The following is a 14,762-nucleotide window of genomic DNA, read 5'->3' on the forward strand; positions in this document are numbered from 1 at the left end:
TGCCGTGGCACGCCGCAAGGGCACCACCACCAAGGTCGATCCCAGCGCGTTCGACTCCCCCGGTGCGAACGTCTTCGACAACTCGCTGAAGACCGAGATCGAAGACAGCTACCTGGAGTACGCGTACTCGGTCATCCACTCGCGCGCCCTGCCGGACGCGCGGGACGGGCTGAAGCCGGTGCACCGCCGGATCCTGTACTCGATGAACGAGAACGGCTACCGCCCGACGCACGCGTACGTGAAGTCGTCGCGCGTGGTCGGCGACGTGATGGGCAAGTACCACCCGCACGGTGACGTCGCGATCTACGACGCGATGGTGCGGCTGGCCCAGGACTTCTCGCTGAACGTCCCGCTGATCGACGGCCACGGCAACTTCGGTTCGCCCGACGACGGCCCGGCCGCTTCGCGGTACACCGAGGCGCGGATGTCGCCCGAGGCGATGCAGCTGGTCGGCGAGCTCGGCGAGGACACCGTCGACTTCCGCCCGAACTACGACGGCTCGCTCGAGGAGCCGTCCGTGCTGCCCGCGGCGTTCCCGAACCTGCTGGTCAACGGCACGTCCGGGATCGCGGTCGGGATGGCGACGAACATGATCCCGCACAACCTCGGCGAGGTCGTCGCGGCGGCGCGGTGGCTGATCACGCACCCGACCGCGACGCTCGACAAGCTGATGGAGTTCGTGCCGGGCCCCGACCTGCCGACCGGCGGCAGCCTGCTGGGCCTGGACGAGGTGCGCCGCGCGTACGAGACCGGCCGCGGCGTGGTCCGGATGCGCGCGAACTGCGAGACCGGGCCGCTCGAAGGCAGCCGCGGCCGGCAGGCGATCACCGTCACCGAGCTGCCCTACGGCGTCGGGCCGGAGAAGGTGATCGAGAAGATCACCGACGAGGTCAACAAGTCCAAGCGGCTCACCGGCATCGCCGACGTCAAGGACCTCACCGACCGCGAGAACGGCACGCGGCTGGTCATCGAGTGCAAGGTCGGCGTCAACCCGCAGGCGCTGCTGGCGGACCTGTACCGGCTCACGCCGCTGGAGCAGTCGTTCGGCATCAACAACCTGGTGCTCGTCGACGGCCAGCCGCAGACGCTGGGGTTGAAGGAACTCCTCGAGGTCTTCCTGCGGCACCGCTACGACGTCGTCACGCGGCGCACGAAGTACCGGCGCCGCAAGCGCGAAGAGCGGCTGCACCTGGTCGACGGCCTGCTGATCGCGCTGCTGAACATCGACAAGGTCATCAAGCTCATCCGCGAGAGCGAGAACGCGCAGGCCGCCAAGGACGGCCTGATGTCGCGCTTCAAGCTGTCGGAGATCCAGGCGACCTACATCCTCGACACCCCCCTGCGCCGGCTCACCAAGTACGACCGGCTCGAGCTGGAGTCGGAGCAGGACAGGCTGCGCGACGAGATCGCCGAGCTGACCAAGATCCTGGACGACGAGTCGGTGCTGAAGAAGCTCGTGTCGTCGGAGCTGGCGAAGATCGCGAAGGACTTCTCGACCGAGCGCCGCACCTCGCTGATCGACGGTGACCTGAAGGAGGTCCTGGCCGCGTCCAAGCCGTCCGGGCCCCTCGAGGTCGCGGACGACCCGTGCCAGGTGATCCTGTCGGCGACCGGCCTGGTGGCCCGCACCGCGGCGGAGTCCGAGGAGTCGACGGAGACGCGCCGCCGCAACGGCCGCGTGAAGCACGACGCCGTCTCGGCGGTGGTCCACACGACGGCGCGCGGCCAGGTGCTGCTGGTGACGAGCCGCGGCCGGGCGTTCAAGACGGACGTGCTGCCGTTGCCGGTGCTCCCGGAGCAGGCGGGCACGGTCTCGCTGCGCGGCGGCATGGCGGCGCGCGAGCTGGTCCCGTTGGAGAAGGGCGAGACGGTCATCGGCATCGCCCCGCTGGGCGAGCAGGCGGCGGGTTCGCCCGGCCTGGCCCTCGGCACGCGCGCGGGCGTCGTGAAGGTGTGCTCGCCGGAGTGGCCAGTCCGCTCGGACGAGTTCGAAGTGATCACGCTGAAGGACGGCGACGAGGTCGTCGGCGCGACCTGGCTGACGGACGGCTCGGAAACGCTGGCGTTCCTGTCTTCCGACGCGTCCCTGCTGAAGTACGCGGCCTCGCTGGTCCGCCCGCAGGGCCTCAAGGGCGGCGGCATGGCGGGCATCAACCTGGGCGCGGACGCCTCGGCGGTCTTCTTCGGCGCGGTCCGCACGGACGACGACGAACACGGCGAGCCCCTGGTCATCACCGCGACCGGGCAGAGCGTGAAGGTGACGCCGTTCAGCGAGTACCCGGCCAAGGGCCGCGCGACGGGCGGTGTCCGGGCGCAACGGTTCCTGAAGGGCGAAACGTCCCTGCGCGTGGCGTGGATCGGCCCCCGCCCGGCGGGCTCGGCGAAGAACGGCGACCCGGTGGAGCTCCCGGAGATCGACGTCCGCCGCGACGGCTCGGGCCACGCCCACCCGGGCCCGGACGTGGTGGGCCACCTCATCGAGCGCGACTGACGTCGTGCGTGTTCAGGGCGGCTGGAACCGCCCTGAACACGCACGACGGGGTCAGGCCAGGAGTGCCTTGGCGATGTGCGTCACCTGGATCTCGTTGCTGCCGGCGTAGATCATCAGCGACTTCGCGTCCCGGGCCAGTTGTTCCACCCGGTACTCGGCCATGTAGCCGTTGCCGCCGAAGAGCTGGACCGCCTCCATGGCGACCTCCGTCGCCGCTTCGGAGGAGTACAGCTTCATCGCCGAAGCCTCGGCCAAGGAAGGCCGTTTACCCGCGCGGAGCTTGGCCACCGTCTGGAACACCATGTTCTGGACGTTGAGCCGCGCGACCTCCATCTTCGCCAGCTTGAGCTGGATCAGCTGGAACCGGCCGATTTCCTGGCCCCACAACTTCCGCGACTTCGCGTACGCGACGCACAGCCGCTGGCACTCGTTGATGATCCCGAGCGACAGCGCCGCCACGCCCACACGCTCCGCCGCGAAGCTCTCGCGGGCGCTCTCCGAACCCGACGAAGACAGCAGGCGATCCGGGCCCAGGCGGACGTCGTCGAAGAAGAGTTCGCCCGTCGGCGAAGACATCATGCCCATCTTCTTGAACGGCTTGCCCTGCACGAACCCCGGCATGCCGCGGTCCAGCACGAACGTCAGCACCGGCCGGTCCCGCACCGGCGAACCGTCGTCCAGCTTCGCGTACACCACCACGACGTCCGCGTGCGGGCCGTTGGTGATGAACGTCTTCCGGCCGTTCAGCACGTACGAGTCACCGTCGCGCCGCACGGAAGTCTGCATGCCGCCGAACGCGTCCGAGCCCGAGTCCGGCTCGGTGATCGCCCACGCGCCGACCTTCTCGAACGTCGCCAGTTCCGGCAGCCAGCGCTGCTTCTGTTCGGCGGAACCCTTGGACAGGATCGTCGCGGCCGTCAGGCCCAGCGAGACGCCGAGGGAAGCGACGATGCCCAGGCTGACCCCGGCCAGCTCGCTGACCGCGACCAGCGCCAGGGTTTCCTGCCCGCCCATCTTCGGTGCGGAAGAGCCGGACGAACCGGAAAGCAGCTTCGAGACCGACTCCCGCGCGAGCGCGTCCAGTCCGAAGGCGGCGAACATCTTCCGGATGATGTCGTACGGCGGCAGCACGCCGCTCTCCAGCTCGTCCAGGTGCGGCCGGATCTCCTTGGCGATGAACTCCCGGATCGAATCGCGGATCAGCAGATCCGTCTCGGACCACTCGATCACGGCAGCCTCGCCGCGATGTCGTCGATCGCCCAGGGCCCGTCCGTCTCGATCACCTTGACGTCGTGCCAGCCCGCCAGCTCCGAGATCGCGCCGCCCTGGACCGCGAACACCTTCCCGGTGAGCGGGCACTTCTCCGTGGCCAGGTAGGCCACCAGCGGGGAGATGTTCGCCGGCGAGAACGCGTCGAACTCGCCCTCCGCCACCGGCGCGGCGAAGATCGCGCCCATGCCGGGCGTCGCCAGCGTCAGCCGGGTGCGGGCGATCGGCGCGATCGCGTTGACGCGCACGCCGTAGCGTTCCAGCTCGGCCGCCGCGACCAGCGTCATCGCCGCGATGCCCGCCTTGGCCGCGCCGTAGTTGACCTGGCCCGCGTTCGGCAGGGTCACCCCGGACGCCGACGCCGTGTTGATCACCGACGCCGCGACCGGCGAGCCGGCCTTCGACGCCGACTTCCAGTACGCCGCCGCGTGGTGCAGCACTGCCGCGTGCCCCTTGAGGTGCACCGCGATCACCGCGTCCCACTGCTCTTCGGTGATGCTCGCGACGAACGCGTCCCGCAGGATGCCCGCGTTGTTGACCACGACGTCCAGCCGCCCGAACTCGGTCACGGCCTGCTCGACCAGCTCGGACGCGCCCTGCCACGACGTCACGCTCGACGTGTTGGCCACCGCCGAGCCGCCGAGCGCCCGGATTTCCTCGGCGACCGAAGCGGCGGGCCCGGCGTCCGAACCACTCCCGTCGTTGTCCCCGCCCAGGTCGTTGACGACGACCGAAGCGCCTTCGCGAGCGAACAGCAGCGCGTGTTCCCGTCCGATCCCCCGGCCCGCGCCGGTGACCAGCGCGACGCGCCCGTCGAGTGCACCCATCACAGCTCCGCAAGTCCGTCTTTGAGCACGACCGTGTCTCCCACCGTGGTTTCGAAGGCATAGGAAGAAGGACCCGACGCCCAGATCGACGTCGAGAGGTCCTGGCCCGGCAGCACCGGCGCGGCGAACCGCACGGCCAGCCGGCGCAGTCTGTCCACATCGGACCCGGCGACCTCGGTGAGCACCGCCCACGACGTGAACGCCATCGTGCAGAGCCCGTGCGCGATGATCCCCGGCAGCCCGGCTTCCTTCGCGACCTCCTCGTCGAGGTGGATCGGCATCGGGTCGCCGGCGGCCGGGCCGTAGCGGAACGTCTGGTCGTCGTCGACGTGCTGGCTGACCTTCGCCACCGGCGCCCGTGCCCGCAGCGCGTCGTCGAACCGGTGCGACGGCCCGAGTGAACCGCGCGTCTCGCCGGTGTCGAAGCCGCGGACGAAGAACGTCACGTACTGCTCGTTGACCAGCTCGCCGTCCGAGCCGCGGCATTCGAGGTAGACGGTCGCGCGGGTGCCCTTCGGCAGGCCCTCGTAGCCGGTCATCTTCGCGCGGGACACCAGGGCGTCGCCGGGCCGGATCGGGCGGTGGAACCGGAAGTCCTGCTCGCCGTGCAGCACCCGGCCGAACAGCGCCGTCGGCACCACTTCCAGGGCCGGCTCCAGCAGGGACTGGAACACCGGCACGATCGCGAACACCGGGCTCGCGACGTCACCGGCGCGGTGGGCCGGGATCGGGTCGTTCGTGGCGGCCGCGTATTCGGCGATCCGCTCGCGCGTGACGTCGAACGAAACCGGCGAGGTCCACTTGTCCAGCCCGGCCGGGTCGAACTTCATGCGACCAGCGCCTTGAACTTCTCGAGGGACTCGTCGAGGTTCTTCTTGCCGTCCTTTTCGACGGCCTTGCCGAGCGCGCCGACGATCATCTGGCCGGTGAACGCGGCGTCGATGGTGGCGGCCGACCCCTCGCCGGCCGCCGCCACCGAAAGCGAGAACTCGACCTTCACCCCGGCCATGCCGGTGCCGGAGATGACGAGCCGGTGCGGGGCTTCGTAGGCGTCGACGGTCCAGGTGATCGTGTTCGCCATCCCGAGCATCGTGACGACCTCGGACACCTGCGAGCCCTGCGAGAACTCGGCCGGGACCTCGCCCTTCCACTTGGTGTGGATGGTCAGCCACTTCTCGAAGTTGTTCGGGTTGCTGAACTCCGCCCACACCTTGTCCGGCGGGGCGGGCAGTTCGACGGACGCGCTGATCTGGCCCATGGTGTCTCCTAAGCTCGCTGGTAGGCGGTGACGACGGCGGCGCCACCGAGTCCGATGTTGTGCTGCAACGCGGCCTGGACGTGCTCGACCTGCCGCTTTTCGGCGTCGCCGCGCAGCTGCCACGTCAGTTCGGCGCACTGGGCGAGCCCGGTCGCGCCGAGCGGATGGCCCTTCGAGATGAGGCCGCCGGACGGGTTGACGACCCATCGACCGCCGTACGTGGTGTCGCCGGCGTCGACGAGCGCCCCGCCTTCGCCTTCTTCGCAGAGGCCGAGCGCTTCGTACGTCAGCAGCTCGTTGGCGGAGAAGCAGTCGTGCAGCTCGACGACCTGGAAGTCCGCCGGCCCGAGCTCGGCCTGGTCGTACACCTGGCGGGCGGCCTGCCGGGTCATGTCGTAGCCGACGATGTTCTTGGCGCTGCCGTCGAACGTGCTGCGGAAGTCGGTGGTCATGGCCTGGCCGACGATCTCGACCGCGCGCCCCGCCAGGTCGTGGGACTCCACAAAGGACTCGCTCGCGAGGATCGCCGCGCCGGAGCCGTCCGACGTCGGCGAGCACTGCAACTTGGTCAACGGGTCGTAGATCATCCGCGACGCCAGGACGTCCTCGAGCGAGTAGACGTCCTGGAACTGCGCGTACGGGTTGTTCACCGAGTGCCGGTGGTTCTTCTCGCCGATCTTCGCGAAGTGCTCGGCGGTCGTCCCGTACTGCTTCATGTGCTCACGCCCGGCAGCGCCGAACATCCACGGCGCGGGCGGGAACAGCACCTCCGAGATCTCGGCGAGCGCCTGCATGTGGTTGCCCATGGGCTGTTCGCGGTCGTCGAACGTCGACCCGAGTGAGCCCGGCTTCATCTTCTCGAAGCCCAGCGCCAGCACGCAGTCCGCGCGGCCGCCGCGGACCGCCTCGGCGGCGAGGTACAGCGCGGTCGAGCCGGTCGAGCAGTTGTTGTTGACGTTGACCACCGGGATCCCGGTCATCCCCAGCTCGTAGACCGCGCGCTGGCCGGACGTCGACTCGCCGTAGACGTAGCCGACGTAGGCCTGCTGGACGGCGTCGTAGGCGACCCCGGCGTCGGCCAGGGCCCTGGTCCCGGACTCGCGGGCCATCTGCGGGTAGTCCCAGTCCGCACGCCGGCCCGGCTTCTCGAACTTCGTCATCCCGACGCCGACGACGTACACCTTGTTCGTCATGGCAACAAACATACAGACCGGCATGTATTTATCAAGACCGGACCGCTGACCCGCAGGTCAACGGCGGAAAATCAGCCCAGCGGAGCCACCGGACCCGGGTAGCGCGCCGGGTCGAGGCAACTGCCGAGGCCGTCGACGACCGAGCAGAAGCCCGGTGGCCGCACCGGCGTGTACCCCGCCGGGACGCCGTGGCCGTCGATCAGCTGCCGGTACGTCGCGACGGCATCGGTCGGCCGCCGCGTCAGCGCCGGATCGGTCGCGGCATCCACTGTGTACAGTCCGAACCGCGGCTGATAGCTGCCCCACTCGTAGTTGTCGGTGAGACTCCAGTAGTTGTAGCCGATGACGTTCATGCCGTCGGCCTTCGCGCGCTGCACCCAGTAGATGTGGTCGCGCAGGTGGTCCGAGCGCGTGTAGCCGTCCGGCCGCGCGTTGCCGTTGTCGGTCGGCATGCCGTTCTCGACGACGTACAGCGGCAGGTTCGGGAACTTCCGCGCGTAGTACCGCAGCGCGTAGTAGATGCCGTCCGGCTGCGGCGTCACCTTCCAGAACTCGCCACTGGCCGCGTGGATCGCGCTGAGGTTGTCGAGGCTCGCGCCGTAGTAGTAGTCCAGGCCGGCGAAGTCGAGCTTGTCGCGCACGCGGTCGAGGAACGACGCGTCGAGCACGCCCTGGACAGCCGGGATGTACGCGGTGTTGCTGGACACGAGCGCACCCGGGTCCAGCTGGTGGATCAGGTCGTAGGCCGCGCGGTGCACCGTCACCAGCCGCGCCTGCGCCCACGGCAGCTTCCAGCCGGCGAGCCCGCCGTTGGTGGTCTCGTTCTGCAGGTAGACGGTCGGCTCGTTGATCGTGATCCAGATCGCGCCGAGGCCCTTGTAGCGCTCGACGACGCGGCGGGCGTTGGCGAGCCAGGCGTCCACCGTGCGGTCGCTGTCCCAGCCGCCCTGGTCGGCGACCCAGCCCGGGTAGACCCAGTGGTCGAGGGTGATCATCGGCCGCATGCCCGCGTCCACGACGTGCCGGACGACGTCGTCGTAGTACGCCAGCTCGGCCTGGTCCACCTGACCGGGCCGGGGCTCGATCCGGGCCCACTCGACACTGAACCGGAACACGTTCACGCCAAGCTGCTTCGCGCGGTCGATGTCCTCGGCGTAGTGGTGCCGGAAGTCGACGGCGTCGCGGTAGGGCTCCTTGATCGACGCCGTCTTCGCCTGTTCGTAGCGGCGCCAGTTGCTGTCGGGCGCCGAGCCCTCCGACTGGTAGCCGGACGTCGCGACGCCCCAGAAGAACGGCTGGACGGCGGCCGCCGCCGGGGTCACCAGACCCGCGAGGAGCGCCCAGACCACGAAGACCGCACCGCGCCGCATGGCACCCCCATTCATGAAGGAACTTCATGTTAGGGGTGCGGTGACCCGCCGCACATCCCCCGATGGACGGAAGACATTTTTGTTAAGCAAGGCTAACCTCACTTCGATCTTGACCGAGTGGGGGGACCGCCATGACCGCCGAAGCACCCGCGCTGACCAGCGCCGATCCGCCGAAACCCCGGCGGCGGCGCCGGAAACCGGTGCGCCGCGCCTTGGTCGTGACGCACCGGTGGACGTCGCTGGTGCTCGGGCTGCTGCTGGTCCTCGAGACCACCGCCGGAGTGGTCCTGCTCTACCGCGCCGAGTACTTCCGCGCGACGCACGCGGACTTCTACGCGCACACCGAGAGCACCCACCCGATCGGGCTGCAGCAGGCCCGCGACCTCGTCAAGCAGGCCCACCCGGAGTTCTCCGCGGCCTGGGTGAGCAACGACGGCGGCATCATCGCGGTCGGCGACACCGGCTACACCGAGGCATACGCGGTCGACCCCGGCAGCGGGCGGATCACCGGCCCGCAGAAGCTCGCCGACGGCGTCATGGGCTGGCTGACCAACCTGCACGACTGCGCCTTCACCTGCGCGACCGACCCGGGCTACGTCTCCTGGCTCGCCGCCCCGTCACCGCTGCCCGAGGCGAACTGGGGCGAGGCGGTCCTGGTGGTGCTCGGGCTGTTGATGGTCCTGCTGGCGATCACCGGGATCGTCGTGTGGTGGCCCGGGGTCAAGAGGTTCTCGCACGGCTTCCGCGTGCGGCTCGGCAAGGGCCGCTTCGCGCGCGACTACGACCTGCACAACGTGATCGGCATCGTCTCGGTGCCGTTCGTGCTGATGTGGGGCGTCACGGGCGCCGCGTTCTACCTGCCGCCGGTGGAAAACGCGTGGCTGGCGCTCACCGGCGGCTCGGCGCCCGATGAGGCGAAGTACAGCTTCACGGCGAACCCGGCCGCGCCCGGCACGCCCGTGATCGGGATCGACCAGGCGTCGGCCGCCGCGCTGGCCGCGTCGCCCGGGACCGTCCGCTACCTCGTCCCGCCGGCCGAAGGCACGGACTACTAAACGGTGTCGATCGCCGACGACGGCTACCGGCCCTACGGCGCCCGCGCGTTCTTCGGCGGCGACCGCACGGTGTACGTCGACAGCCACGACGCCACGCACGTGTCCTCTGTGGACGCCAAGGCGGAGCCGGCGGCGAACCGGTTCTACAGCAAGGTGTTCGAGGCCGCGCACTTCGGCTGGCTGGTCGACGGGTGGTGGCGGCTCGCCTGGGTCGTGCTCGGCCTGACGCCGCTGGCCCTGATGCTCACGGGCGTGTCGACGTGGCTCTACCGCCTGGGCACGAAACGCCGTCGCCGCAAAGCGAACCGCGCGTGATCGAGCCGCTGGCGTTCGCGACGACGGTCGTCTGCCTGCTGTCCGGTCTCACGGCCCTCGTCGTGACGGCAGCCGGGCGCTACCGCTGGCCGCGGTGGCGCCCACTGGCCGTGCTGATCGAACTCGCGCTGCTGGCACAGGCCATCACGGGTGCGGTGAGCGACCACCCGGCGGAGCCCGCGACGCACTGGGCCTACCTGGCGACGTCGCTGGTGGTCCTGCCCGCCGGGACGGCGTGGGGCGCCCGCGGAACCACGCGGTCCGCGGGCGCCCTCCTGGCCGTGCTCCTCCTGACGCTCGCCGCCCTGGTCGTGCGGATCAGGACGACGGCGCGCTAGGCGACCTTGAACGACTGAGCGGCGCTGCCGGTGCAGGTCGCCTGGACCAGCTGGACGCTGTCCGCGGTGGACGAGCCCGGCACGGTCAGGCACTTGCCGGTGTGGCGGACGACGAAGTGGTAGTACCCGCCGCCCTCCGACACCGGCTGCCACTGCTGGTTGTTCCCGCCGCTGTAGGACCACAGCTGCAGGCCGGCGTTGTCGGCCGTGGAGACGTCGGTGACGTCGATGACCTCGGCCGGGTTGGTGCGGTTGTCGATCCGGTCGTAGCCGCCGCTGGTCGGGGCGAACCGGAACTGCTGCGCCGTGGTGCCGTTGCAGGTGTACTGCTGGATCACCGTGCCGTTGGTGCTGCCCGCGGCGCGCGCGTCGACGCACTTGCCGGACGCCTTGCTCGTCACGGCGTACCAGGCCGACGGGTCGATCGTGCCCGGGTCGGTCGGTGTGGTGGAACCGCCGCCGAGCCACTTCAGGCCGTCGAGCACGAACCGGTTCTGGTCGGCGCTCTCGAACGTCGACGACAGCGCGGTGTTCGTGTCGTAGTTCATCGCGTTGTGACCGAAGTTGGCGTAGATCATCTTGAAGTTCTTGTTCGTCCACGCGATCGGGTAGTACCCGCTGTACCAGGTCTGGTTCGGGTCGGTGCCGATCGGGAAGGTGGACTGGTCCATCGACGCCAGGATCGAGATGTTCGGGTTCTGGCGCAGGTCGTTCTGCCAGGCGTACCACTCCGACGTCGACGACTTGATCGTCGCCGGCAGGTTGACCGTCGACGGGTGCGTGCGGTTCTCGATCTTCAGCGTCTCCGGGGTCGGGCCCCACGTGTTCGACGTGAACCGGCCGGTGCCGAGGAAGTCGTTGTGGAACCAGTTGGCGTACGAGGGCGTCGAGCTGTCGTTGTACGCGGTGACGTGGAAGCCGAAGAACCCGCCGCCGTTCTGCATGTAGGTCTGGAAGCCCTGGAACTGCGCGGCCGACTGCGGCTGGTCGTCGAAGAACATCACGACGTCGGCGGTCGACTTGGTGAGGGAGGTGAGCCGGTTCCAGTCGGTCGTCGACGAGTAGGTGTAGCCGTTGGCGGCGGCCTGCTGGGCGAACCAGACGTTGGCTTCCTTCTCGAAGCTGATGTGCGCGGCGTCGTAGGTGCCGCTGTAGAAGGCGAGCACCTTGAACGGCGTCGCGGCCTGGACCGCCGGGGCGCCCAGGCTCAAGCCCAGGCAGGCGGCGAAGAACGCCAATATTCTGATCAGGGGACGGCGGGACATCGCGGGTTCCTTCCGGTGGGGGACGGGGGTCACCAGTGGCGCGAGTAGCGCAGGCCGTAGCCGAAGGGGAACAGCGCCGGTTTGCCGTCGCCGACGTTGATGGGCTGCTGGTCGGCGCTGCGCATCCAGGTCACCGGCAGCTTGCCGGTGGGGTTGTAGTCACCGAAGAGGACGTCGGCCACGCCCTGTCCTTCGCTGCCCGGCAGCCAGGACTCGACGAGCCCGGCCCAGTCCGGCAGCTGCGCCGCGATGTCCAGCGGCCGCCCGGACACCAGCACGACCACGGTCGGCACGCCGGAGTCCTTCAGCTTCTGCAGCGTGGCGAGGTCGGTGGCGTCCAGGCCCATCCCATGTGGACGGTCGCCCTTGCTTTCCGCGTACGGCGTCTCCCCCACGACCGCGACGGCGACGTCGTAGCTCCGGTCGATCCCGGTGCCGTCCTTGGCGTAGGTCACCTTCGACGACGTGCTCTCGATGCCCTGCAGGATCGTGGTGCCGGGGATGACCGCGCCGCTGGTGCCCTGCCAGCCGACGGTCCAGCCGCCGGACTGGTTGCCGATGTCGTCCGCGCTCTTGCCGGCCACGAAGATCTTCTCGTGCCGGGAAAGCGGCAGCACGTGGTTGTCGTTCTTCAGCAGCACCTGCGATTCGCGGACGGCCTGACGCGCCAGGTCGCGGTGCTGCGCGCTGCCGATGGTGCTCAGGAACCGGCGGTCGGTCAGCGGGTGCTCGAACAGGCCGAGTTCGAACTTCTTGGTGAGGATGCGCTTGTTCGCGTCGTCGATCCGGGACATCGGCACCCGGCCCTGCTGCACCAGCGTGCGCAGCGTGTCGATGAACTTCTGCCACTCGTAGGGCACCATGACCATGTCGATGCCGGCGTTGATCGAGGCTTCGACCTCTTCGGGTGTGAACCCGGTCTTGCCGTCGATCTTGTCGACGCCGTTGTAGTCCGAAACGACGATGCCCGTGAAGCCCAGTTCCTTCTTGAGGACGTCGTTGATCAGGTACGAGTTGGCGTGCATCTTGACGCTGTTCCAGCTGCTGTAGCTGATCATCACCGAGCCGACCCCGCGCTGGACGGCGGCCTTGAACGGCGGCAGGTGGATCTGGCGCAGCTCCTGCTCGCCGATCTCCGTGTTGCCTTCGTTGACGCCGCCGGTCGTGCCGCCGTCGCCGACGTAGTGCTTGGCCGTGGCCATGATCGAGCCCGGCTGGTCCAGCTTCGTCCCCTGCAGGCCGGTGATGATCGACGTCATCTCGGTGGCCAGCTGCGGAACCTCGCCGAACGACTCGTAGGTGCGGCCCCAGCGGTCGTTGCGGGCGACGCACAGGCAGGGCGCGAAGTCCCAGTCGATGCCGGTGCCGGAGACCTCTTCCGCGGTGGCGCGGCCGATCTTCTGCACCAGCCGCGGGTCGCGCGTCGCGCCGAGGCCGATGTTGTGCGGGTAGACGGTCGCGCCGTAGAGGCCGTTGTGCCCGTGGACGGCGTCGACGCCGTAGATGAGCGGGATGCCCAGCGGCGTCGCGAGGGCGGCCTTCTGGAAGCCGTCGTACATGTCGGCCCAGGTGACCGGGGTGTTCGGCGTCGGCTGCGAGCTACCGCCGGAGAGCAGCGAACCGAGCCGCCCGGTGGTGACGTCTTGCGGTGACTTCACGCCGAGGCGTTCGGCCTGCATCATCTGGCCGAGCTTGTCGTCGAGGGTCATCCGCGACAGCAGGTCGGCGACCCGGACCTTGACCGGCCGCCAGGAGTCCTTGTAGGCCGGGCCGTTCCCGGCGAGCGCGGGGATTTCCGAAGCCAGCAGCAGCCCGACGGCGAGTGCGCCGATGCCCAGCCTGCGTCCGAGACCCATCCGGGTCCTCCTCGTCGAGAGACCGAAATTCACGCCTTGAATTAAGACACAGCATTTCGACGTTGGTCCAGACCTCTGACCGAACTCGGGTGCCGCTCAGCGGGATTGTGGATTCCGGTCAGGAACTGACCTATTTCGGTTCTACGGTTCCGCCATGACTCGCGAACACGAAGACCTGCTCGAGCTCCTCGCCGAAGTCCGGAAGCGCCTGCTGATCCCGGTCCGGGACATTTCGGACGCCGAAGCGGCCAAGCGCACGACGGTCAGCGAGCTGACCCTGGGCGGCCTGATCCGCCACCTCGCCACGGGCGAGCGCCTGTGGCTGCGGATCCTGCGCACCGGCGACGGCTCCCTGCCGGAGGGGATGCTGGACACGGCGCAGTACTCGATGAGCGTGACGCTCTCGCACTGGCTGTCGGCCTACTCGATGGCCGCGGCCGAGACGGACGAGTACGTCGCTTCCCTGCCGTCACTGGACGTTTCGGTCCGGCTGCCGACGACGCCGTGGTCACCCCCGGAGCCCCGGTTCTGGTCGGCCCGCCGGATCGTGCTGCACCTGATCCACGAGACGGCCCAGCACGCAGGCCACGCAGACCTCATCCGGGAGTCGTTGGACGGGGCCAACTCCACCGCTCAGCTGGCTCAGCGGTCCGAGCGCAGCGAGGCCGGGTCGAAGGACGCCCAGTAGTCGTCCTCGTCCTCGACGCTCACCGGCGAGGGCGCAGGCGAAGGCACCTCGCCCAGGCGCTCGGCCCGCTGCCGCTGGAACTCCTCCACCGTCATGCCCGGGTCGTCGTCCTCGGCACGGGCCGGGGCCGGCAGGCCCGTCATCTGCTCGATCATGGCCGTCATGTCCTCGCCCAGCAGCAGGGCGACCTTGTTGTAGCCGTCCTGCGTCGCCTCGCGCATGGCCGCCTGGGCGATCTCCACCACCAGCGGGCCCAGGCGGTCGCCGAGGTTGACCGCCGACGGCGCCAGCCACAGCCGCAGCAGCTTGCCGCGGGCGTCGACCGTCGCCTCCACCTGGCCGTCGATGTCGTGCGCCGTACCGGAAGCCGACGCGAGGAGCTCCTCGACGCGGGCCATCGCCTCTTCGCGGGCTCGCGCTTCGGCGATCAGCTGGCGGGTCGTGACCACCGCGCTCACCTTCCGTACGAGTAGGTGTCGGCGTCCGGGTCGTCGTCCGGAATCGGTTCGTAGCCCAGGGTTTCCAGCTGCCCGGGCTCGAGCACCGGCGCCAGCGCGTGGTACATCCGGTCGCCCGCGCGGCGGGTCGCGCGCTGCGCCAGCTCGAGGATCTGGTCGGCGACCACGGACGACCCGTGCCGCAACGCCGAGCGGTGGATCGTCACGCTCGTGAGCAACCCGCCCGGCGCCACCTGCACCTCGATGGCGTCGTCGGCGGACGACGCCTTGCCCACCACCGGGCCCGAACGGGCGAAGCGCGCGCCTGCCTCCGCGCCCGCGCGATCCGCCTGCTCGGCGATCCGCGCCGCGGCCAGTTCCATGTCGAGTTCAGCCATGT

The 14,762-nt window shown here is 69.4% G+C and carries 15 protein-coding genes; 5 read left to right on the plus strand and 10 right to left on the minus strand.

The window, feature by feature from the left end; all coding sequences use genetic code 11:
- Nucleotides 1-4: 4 nt before the first annotated feature.
- The gene (locus tag ACWEN0_RS32145; protein WP_451982068.1) at nucleotides 5-2,491 is read left to right on the plus strand and encodes a DNA gyrase/topoisomerase IV subunit A; all 2,487 of its coding nucleotides are present in this window, start codon (nucleotides 5-7) and stop codon (nucleotides 2,489-2,491) included.
- A 51-nt stretch (nucleotides 2,492-2,542) separates the two neighbouring features.
- On the opposite strand, the gene ACWEN0_RS32150 is transcribed toward ACWEN0_RS32145, so the two are convergent.
- The 6 genes from ACWEN0_RS32150 to ACWEN0_RS32175 all read right to left on the minus strand — a co-directional run bounded on the left by ACWEN0_RS32150 (nucleotide 2,543) and on the right by ACWEN0_RS32175 (nucleotide 8,408).
- The gene (locus tag ACWEN0_RS32150; protein WP_451982071.1) at nucleotides 2,543-3,721 is read right to left on the minus strand and encodes an acyl-CoA dehydrogenase family protein; all 1,179 of its coding nucleotides are present in this window, start codon (nucleotides 3,719-3,721) and stop codon (nucleotides 2,543-2,545) included.
- Entirely contained in the window at nucleotides 3,718-4,587 is an 870-nt protein-coding gene (locus tag ACWEN0_RS32155) for an SDR family oxidoreductase (RefSeq protein WP_451982074.1), read from the minus strand. Before ACWEN0_RS32155 ends, ACWEN0_RS32150 begins: the two co-directional genes overlap by 4 nt.
- Nucleotides 4,587-5,417 (minus strand): MaoC/PaaZ C-terminal domain-containing protein, encoded by an 831-nt coding sequence (locus ACWEN0_RS32160; protein ID WP_451982077.1) that lies wholly within the window; start codon nucleotides 5,415-5,417, stop codon nucleotides 4,587-4,589. The genes ACWEN0_RS32155 and ACWEN0_RS32160 overlap by 1 nt, the downstream gene beginning before the upstream one ends.
- The gene (locus tag ACWEN0_RS32165; RefSeq protein ID WP_451982080.1) at nucleotides 5,414-5,845 is read right to left on the minus strand and encodes a type II toxin-antitoxin system Rv0910 family toxin; all 432 of its coding nucleotides are present in this window, start codon (nucleotides 5,843-5,845) and stop codon (nucleotides 5,414-5,416) included. Before ACWEN0_RS32165 ends, ACWEN0_RS32160 begins: the two co-directional genes overlap by 4 nt.
- 8 nt (nucleotides 5,846-5,853) lie before the next feature.
- Nucleotides 5,854-7,038, minus strand: coding sequence for a lipid-transfer protein (locus ACWEN0_RS32170; RefSeq protein WP_451982083.1), 1,185 nt, complete (start codon nucleotides 7,036-7,038; stop codon nucleotides 5,854-5,856).
- 71 nt (nucleotides 7,039-7,109) lie between these two features.
- Nucleotides 7,110-8,408 carry a family 1 glycosylhydrolase gene (locus tag ACWEN0_RS32175; protein ID WP_451982086.1) on the minus strand — a complete coding sequence of 433 codons (1,299 nt, stop codon included), beginning with the start codon at nucleotides 8,406-8,408 and terminating at the stop codon, nucleotides 7,110-7,112.
- 131 nt (nucleotides 8,409-8,539) lie between these two features.
- Here ACWEN0_RS32175 and ACWEN0_RS32180 point away from each other — a divergent pair, with 131 nt between their 5' ends.
- The 3 genes from ACWEN0_RS32180 to ACWEN0_RS32190 are packed head-to-tail and all read left to right on the plus strand — an operon-like array spanning nucleotide 8,540 to nucleotide 10,116.
- Complete coding sequence (locus ACWEN0_RS32180; protein ID WP_451982089.1) at nucleotides 8,540-9,463, plus strand: PepSY-associated TM helix domain-containing protein; 924 nt, start codon at nucleotides 8,540-8,542, stop codon at nucleotides 9,461-9,463.
- A gap of 3 nt (nucleotides 9,464-9,466) precedes the next feature.
- Entirely contained in the window at nucleotides 9,467-9,778 is a 312-nt protein-coding gene (locus ACWEN0_RS32185; protein WP_451982092.1) for a hypothetical protein, read from the plus strand.
- Nucleotides 9,775-10,116 carry a hypothetical protein gene (locus ACWEN0_RS32190; protein WP_451982096.1) on the plus strand — a complete coding sequence of 114 codons (342 nt, stop codon included), beginning with the start codon at nucleotides 9,775-9,777 and terminating at the stop codon, nucleotides 10,114-10,116. The genes ACWEN0_RS32185 and ACWEN0_RS32190 overlap by 4 nt, the downstream gene beginning before the upstream one ends.
- Here the strand turns inward: ACWEN0_RS32190 and ACWEN0_RS32195 are convergent.
- Both ACWEN0_RS32195 and ACWEN0_RS32200 read right to left on the minus strand, forming a co-directional pair.
- Complete coding sequence (locus ACWEN0_RS32195; protein WP_451982099.1) at nucleotides 10,113-11,381, minus strand: RICIN domain-containing protein; 1,269 nt, start codon at nucleotides 11,379-11,381, stop codon at nucleotides 10,113-10,115. The two genes, ACWEN0_RS32190 and ACWEN0_RS32195, sit on opposite strands and share 4 nt — an antisense overlap.
- 29 nt (nucleotides 11,382-11,410) lie before the next feature.
- Nucleotides 11,411-13,237, minus strand: a complete 1,827-nt coding sequence (locus ACWEN0_RS32200) for a glycoside hydrolase family 3 protein (RefSeq protein ID WP_451982102.1) — start codon at nucleotides 13,235-13,237, stop codon at nucleotides 11,411-11,413.
- Between the two features lie 154 nt (nucleotides 13,238-13,391).
- On the opposite strand from ACWEN0_RS32200, the gene ACWEN0_RS32205 reads away from it, so the two are divergent.
- Nucleotides 13,392-13,925: a mycothiol transferase gene (locus tag ACWEN0_RS32205; protein WP_451982105.1), complete on the plus strand. Its 534-nt coding sequence runs from the start codon at nucleotides 13,392-13,394 to the stop codon at nucleotides 13,923-13,925.
- Here the strand turns inward: ACWEN0_RS32205 and ACWEN0_RS32210 are convergent.
- Together ACWEN0_RS32210 and ACWEN0_RS32215 are read right to left on the minus strand one after the other, a co-directional pair.
- Nucleotides 13,880-14,374 carry a YbaB/EbfC family nucleoid-associated protein gene (locus ACWEN0_RS32210; RefSeq protein ID WP_451982107.1) on the minus strand — a complete coding sequence of 165 codons (495 nt, stop codon included), beginning with the start codon at nucleotides 14,372-14,374 and terminating at the stop codon, nucleotides 13,880-13,882. The genes ACWEN0_RS32205 and ACWEN0_RS32210 overlap by 46 nt on opposite strands.
- Before the next feature lie 5 nt (nucleotides 14,375-14,379).
- Entirely contained in the window at nucleotides 14,380-14,760 is a 381-nt protein-coding gene (locus ACWEN0_RS32215) for a YbaB/EbfC family DNA-binding protein (protein ID WP_451982110.1), read from the minus strand.
- Nucleotides 14,761-14,762: the final 2 nt, after the last annotated feature.

This window comes from Amycolatopsis sp. NPDC004378 (genome assembly GCF_053602455.1).

What these genes read in the sequence shown, in the direction of transcription:
- ACWEN0_RS32205 (WP_451982105.1), top strand. Translation starts at nt 13,392, where the DNA reads ATGACTCGCGAACACGAAGACCTGCTCGAGCTCCTCGCCGAAGTCCGG.
- ACWEN0_RS32215 (WP_451982110.1), bottom strand. Translation starts at nt 14,760, where the DNA reads ATGGCTGAACTCGACATGGAACTGGCCGCGGCGCGGATCGCCGAGCAG.
- ACWEN0_RS32195 (WP_451982099.1), bottom strand. Translation starts at nt 11,381, where the DNA reads ATGTCCCGCCGTCCCCTGATCAGAATATTGGCGTTCTTCGCCGCCTGC.
- ACWEN0_RS32160 (WP_451982077.1), bottom strand. Translation starts at nt 5,417, where the DNA reads ATGAAGTTCGACCCGGCCGGGCTGGACAAGTGGACCTCGCCGGTTTCG.
- ACWEN0_RS32180 (WP_451982089.1), top strand. Translation starts at nt 8,540, where the DNA reads ATGACCGCCGAAGCACCCGCGCTGACCAGCGCCGATCCGCCGAAACCC.
- ACWEN0_RS32175 (WP_451982086.1), bottom strand. Translation starts at nt 8,408, where the DNA reads ATGCGGCGCGGTGCGGTCTTCGTGGTCTGGGCGCTCCTCGCGGGTCTG.
- ACWEN0_RS32200 (WP_451982102.1), bottom strand. Translation starts at nt 13,237, where the DNA reads ATGGGTCTCGGACGCAGGCTGGGCATCGGCGCACTCGCCGTCGGGCTG.
- ACWEN0_RS32170 (WP_451982083.1), bottom strand. Translation starts at nt 7,038, where the DNA reads ATGACGAACAAGGTGTACGTCGTCGGCGTCGGGATGACGAAGTTCGAG.
- ACWEN0_RS32165 (WP_451982080.1), bottom strand. Translation starts at nt 5,845, where the DNA reads ATGGGCCAGATCAGCGCGTCCGTCGAACTGCCCGCCCCGCCGGACAAG.
- ACWEN0_RS32155 (WP_451982074.1), bottom strand. Translation starts at nt 4,587, where the DNA reads ATGGGTGCACTCGACGGGCGCGTCGCGCTGGTCACCGGCGCGGGCCGG.